This window comes from Dehalobacter sp. (assembly GCA_023667845.1).
Lineage (GTDB): Bacteria > Bacillota > Desulfitobacteriia > Desulfitobacteriales > Syntrophobotulaceae > Dehalobacter.
On the sequence record JAMPIU010000132.1, the window covers coordinates 1 to 3547 of the forward strand.

Annotated in this window: 2 protein-coding genes; both read left to right on the forward strand. The window is 41.6% G+C overall.

Features of this window, described 5'->3' with window-relative positions; genetic code table 11:
• Positions 1 to 1769, forward strand: a 1769-nt coding sequence (locus tag NC238_10200) for a DNA methyltransferase (protein ID MCM1566300.1), incomplete at its 5' end; no start/stop codon positions are given.
• A gap of 47 nt (positions 1770 to 1816) precedes the next feature.
• Positions 1817 to 3328, forward strand: coding sequence for an RNA-directed DNA polymerase (locus tag NC238_10205; protein ID MCM1566301.1), 1512 nt, complete (start codon positions 1817 to 1819; stop codon positions 3326 to 3328).
• Positions 3329 to 3547 lie beyond the last annotated feature (219 nt).

Consider the following 3547-nt stretch of genomic DNA (forward strand, 5'->3'; position numbering starts at 1 on the left):
TGTTTGGCTTTGAATTGATGATGGCACCCTACACCATCGCTCACATGAAACTCAGCATGACGCTTAAGGAAACCGGTGTCGATGAACTCAGCGACCGTTTGGGCGTCTATCTCACCAACACACTCGAAGAGGGCGTCCCCCTTCAACCAGGTCTCTTCAATTTTGGTCTGTCGGCTGCAGTCAGCGAAGAGAGCCACCTTGCTGCCAAAGTTAAGAGCGACCATCCAGTGATGGTTGTCATCGGTAACCCACCTTATAGTGGTGAATCTTCAAATAAAACCCCTTTCGCTCAAAGTCTCGTAGAAAAATACAAGTACGAACCTGGAGGCTTCATTAAACTACAAGAAAGGAATCCGAAGTGGATTAACGATGATTATGTAAAGTTCTTGGCTTTTGCCGAAAATTTGATACTTCATAATCAGGAAGGTGTTCTAGCAATGATTACAAATCATGCCTATTTGGATAATCCTACCTTCCGAGGATTACGTTGGCACCTTGCCAAAACTTTTGACAAGATATTTGTCTTAGATCTACATGGTAATACTAAAAAGAAAGAAGAGGCACCCGACGGAAGCAAAGATGAAAATATTTTCGACATTATGCAGGGTGTCGCAATCATTTTGGCTGTTAAAAATCGAAAGCATAACATTATCGCAGAGGTTTTCTATTCGGACTTGTTTGGTGGAAGAGAAAAAAAATTTAGTGAATTAAATATTGGGTTAATAGATTATCAAAAAATTATCTTGGATCCGAAGATGTTCTACTTCGTAAACAAAAACATGGCTGGTAAAAGTGATTATGAACTAGGAGTATATATTTCGGAATTGTTTTCCCTGAACAGCGTCGGGGTGGTTACCGCAGCTGATTCGATACTGATATCTGATAACAAGCAAGAATTGGTTCGGAATATCAACAAAGCTAGAAGTAATCCAAAAAACGGGAAGATATACGATCGTCTTTTAAAGCAAGTAATCGATGAGAGTTTCATAAGACCAATTTCTTATAGGCCTTTTGACGAGCAATTCATCTATTACGACACCCAAGTAGTTGAAAGATCAAGAGAGAAAGTAATGAGGAATTACATCCTCGGGAACAACATTGGACTTGTATTCAAAAGGGGCGGTGTTGAAGAAAAATCACCGCCGATATTCGCTGTAAAGAATATTTCCGAATCGAGAGCATGGTCAAGACCAGGAATGCAAGGTATAGAGTTCAATGCTCCATTGTATATTTTTGATAGTGACGGCAAACGCTCTATCAACTTTCGGCCCAAAGCAGTTGAATTACTTATACAAAACTTAATTGAAGAACCTTCTCCAGAGGTTATCATAGACTACATATATGGAGCGTTACACAGCCCCTCCTATCGTGAAAAGTATAAAGAATTCCTCAAAATCGACTTCCCCCGTATACCTATTCCTACACAACAGGAGTTTGACCGTTTGGCGCCCCTCGGTCGTGAACTGCGCGAGTTACACCTCATGCAATCCCCCATCATCGATGAATATCAAACCACCTTCCCAATCGCAGGCGATTGCAAGGTCGAAAAACTGTCCTATTCAGAAGGCAAGGTTTGGATCAACAAAACGCAGTACTTTGGCAACGTGCCTGAGCTTGCCTGGAACTTTTACATCGGCGGCTACCAACCCGCTCAGAAATGGCTCAAAGACCGCAAAGGTCGCCAACTATCTGATGCTGACCTGGTCCACTACCAACGCATCATCAAAATCCTGCTCGAAACCGATCGGCTAATGAAGGAGATCGGGTAATCTTTTGAAAACGGCCAATTAACTTATTCAAAGATTGAACGGACTATATGAAGAAATTAGTAGATCTTTCAAATACCGATGCCAGAGACTTTTTTCTTAAGGGAAGCAGTTACTTTTCATCGGATTTACCCCCATACTTGAGTTTCGAACCGCTTTTATTGGAAGTAGCCACCAAAATGAATGGGGCGTATTATCCCGATGTTAGCGACAAAAGGCAAAAAATAAAACCACAAGATGTTGATAATGTAAATTATCTTTTGTTAAGTAACAAAGATGGCAGGTTTGATTGGCGACCAATGGAATTGATTCATCCATTAATTTATGTTTCTTTGGTAAATTTAATCTGCAAGGATGAGAACTGGAACTCCATTACAAAACGATGGTCAAGTTTTCAAGGTGGAATGGTTGATTGCTGTTCTTGTCCAGTTTCTTCTGAAAACGATGAGAAGGATAAAGCGGCTCAAGTAACTAATTGGTGGAATCAAGTCGAACAGCAATCACTTATGTACTCATTGGAGTTCAGTCATGTTCTCCACACTGATGTTACGAATTGCTACGGGTCTCTTTATACCCATAGTATTGCTTGGGCAATACATGGCTTCAATGAAGTAAAAAATCATAAAAATGAGATGTATTATCTAGGAAATCTCATTGATGCGTACATCAGAGCTGGCCGCTATGGTCAGACAAATGGTATTTCACAGGGCTCTGTTCTGATGGACTTTATTGCTGAGATCGTCCTTGGGTATGTCGACAGTCTCATTAATGAAGAACTGGCAGGAGAAACTGATTTACGAATCCTCAGATATCGCGATGATTACAGAATTTTTGCAAATAATGATGAAACATGTGAAAGGATACTGAAGGTAATCAGCGAAAAATTATTGTTTGTCGGAATGAAACTAGGGAACTCCAAAACTAATCTTTGTAGAAATGTAGTTGAAGGTGCGATAAAACCAGATAAGTTAGCGGGCATTAGTTTACACGATCTAGGTAGTGAACAAATGCTTACAATACAGAAGAAACTGTTAAGACTTCATTCCTTTGGGCAGCATTTTCCCAATAGCGGCACCCTTAGGCGGTTGATTAGTGAATTGCAAAGTGACATCTATGACAACTTATCGGAAGTCCCTCAAGACCTGGGAGTTCAAGTAGCGATAGCAACTGATATCGGCTTTGATTCTCCCAGTACTTTTCCAGCAATTGCTGGAATCCTTAGCAGGCTTATCTCACTTGCTCCTCCTCAAGAGAAAGTACAACTTTGGGACAAGGTCACTAGGAAGATGGCTCGAGTACCGAACAATGGCTACCTCGATGTTTGGCTACAACGAGTGATTGAGCCAAAAGACGTAGGTTTGAAATCAAACAGCAACGAGCCTATATGCAAAATAGTAAACCATGAACCCGCTGACTTATGGAATAATCAGTGGATATGTGATTCAAACTTGGCAAACTCATTGGACCTTTCCAAGATTGTTGTTGGCTCTGTATATGACACACCAGAGGTAATGAATCCTGCAGAAATTGAATTGTACCGACGTAATCTTTACCTATACTAAGATAACCCATACCTAATCAAATCCCTCCCCCGCTCTCACTTTTAAGAAGCCGTAGGCCGGGTTCCGAGGTTGAACCCGGCAATGCGTTGGAATAATTTTTGTGATGGTGTCATTCAACCCTCACCCCCGCTTGGTCCACTCGCCTCTTCGAGGCTGGGATCTTCGACGGACCCTCACTCCCTCTCGCTTTGCTACGATGGATCTTCGACCAGGGGAGGG